Genomic DNA, 1,840 nt, shown 5'->3' on the forward strand with positions numbered 1-1,840 from the left:
AAAATAAAGCAGCGTAAATAAAATAACGGCGCGGGGGGCTGCTTTATAGCAAAAAAGCCGCGTCCTTTAAGACACGGCTTTCTTTTTTTGTTTAACGCAACAAAACTTTTTCTGATAGTTTTTCTTGTATACATAAAAGCCTCTATTCAATAGATTTAAAATGATTAACTAGGAAGGTTTATAAAATGATTGACTAGGATTAATAGTGATACTATTATTGGTTATGAACAATAAAGTTGAAAAAATAATCAGCTTGATGCAAGCATCACCAAGGAACATTAAGTTTTCAGATTTGTTGGCTGTGTGTGTACATTTTTTTGGAGAACCACGGAACAGTGGTACGAGTCACTTTGTGTTTAAAACCCCGTGGCTTGGTGACCCGCGTGTGAATATTCAAAAAGATTCTGGCAATAAGGCAAAAGCCTACCAAGTCAAACAAGTATTGCAAGCGATAGAAAGGATAAAACATGAACAGTAATCATTATACATATCGTGTTTTGTGGTCGCAAGAAGATCAGGAATATGTCGGATTGTGTGCAGAATTCCCATCCCTTTCATGGTTAGCATCTCAAGCAGAGAAGGCTTTAAAAGGCATTATGGATCTTGTTTCAGAAGTTGTTGAGGACATGCAACATAACGGAGAAGAAGTTCCTGTGCCTTTGTCGCATGGTAAATATAGTGGTAAGTTTCAATTAAGAATCCCACCAGAACTCCATAGAAAACTTGCAATACAAGCTGCCGAAAATGGTGTAAGCTTGAATAGATACATTTCTTCTAAGCTTTGAAAAGTCTATACGACCAGAAGATACCCTCCGCCCCTTATTTATGTTGCTTAGAATTTACATAAAAAAAGCCGCGTCCTTTAAGACACGGCTTTTATTATCAAAACAGCTAGCGATCTAAATAAACGATTAAAATAACCAATCGAAATATAAAAGAACATCTCTTTATTGCACAAAACGTATCAAAACGCAAGCTGTTAAGTAAAATAAAAATGGGATTCACACTGTAGATTCAGTGATTTATAATTATCATTTATCAAATCAATTTAAATCATAATGAATAAAATGAACGCTGTTAAATTACCTTCTTTTCAAACAGAAGAACAATCTTCTTTTCGTCAACTGCCCCATAATATTGAAGCAGAGAAAGCTTTGCTGGGTGCTATCATTATCAATAATAATGCTCTTGATAGCGTTTCTGATTTTTTAAAAGCAGAGCATTTTTTTGAACCGTTGCATCAAAGGCTTTTTGATATCATTTCACAAATTATTCAAAGTGGAAAAGTTGCAGATCCCATTACTATTAAGCCCTTTGTTGAAAATGATGAGAAAATTGGTGACATCACTGTATATAATTACGTGGTGCGTTTAGCTACCGAGGCAGTCACAATCATTAATACTAAAGATTATGGAAGCGTCATTTATGATCTGTTTATCCGACGCTCTTTAATTAACCTTGGCACTCAAGTTGTGAATAGAGCTTATGATGTTTCTGTAGAACTTACAACATCACAACAAATTGAAACGATTGAAAATCAGTTGTTTGAATTGGCAGAAAAGGGAAAATATGGGGGTGGGTTTGAAAACTTTAATACAGCCATTGCAAAAGCACTTAACATGGCAAGTGCAGCGAAAAAGCGTTCCTCAAGGCTCTCAGGGATAGCTACCCATATCAAAACACTTGATGAGAAAATGGGAGGGTTACAAGCATCTGATTTGATTATCCTTGCGGGGCGCCCTGGTATGGGTAAAACCTCACTGGCGACCAATATTGCTTTTAATATTGCCAATGCTTGCAAGCGTCATGATAACAGCCAAGCCAATGAAGGGGGTATTGT

Annotated in this window: 3 protein-coding genes; all 3 read left to right on the forward strand. The window is 36.2% G+C overall.

Annotated features, from left to right (window positions below; genetic code table 11):
* Positions 1-205: 205 nt before the first annotated feature.
* Positions 206-478, forward strand: coding sequence for a toxin HicA (locus tag ACFILD_RS09605; RefSeq protein WP_273791602.1), 273 nt, complete (start codon positions 206-208; stop codon positions 476-478).
* Positions 468-785 (forward strand): type II toxin-antitoxin system HicB family antitoxin, encoded by a 318-nt coding sequence (locus tag ACFILD_RS09610; RefSeq protein WP_006590330.1) that lies wholly within the window; start codon positions 468-470, stop codon positions 783-785. The genes ACFILD_RS09605 and ACFILD_RS09610 overlap by 11 nt, the downstream gene beginning before the upstream one ends.
* 282 nt (positions 786-1,067) lie before the next feature.
* Positions 1,068-1,840, forward strand: a 773-nt coding sequence (locus tag ACFILD_RS09615) for a DnaB-like helicase N-terminal domain-containing protein (protein WP_375665216.1), incomplete at its 3' end; no start/stop codon positions are given.

This window comes from Bartonella sp. CL162QHHD (genome assembly GCF_042195435.1).
Lineage (GTDB): Bacteria > Pseudomonadota > Alphaproteobacteria > Rhizobiales > Rhizobiaceae > Bartonella.

Excerpts from the sequence above, each read along its gene's own strand:
- ACFILD_RS09610 (WP_006590330.1), top strand. The coding sequence starts at position 468 with ATGAACAGTAATCATTATACATATCGTGTTTTGTGGTCGCAAGAAGAT.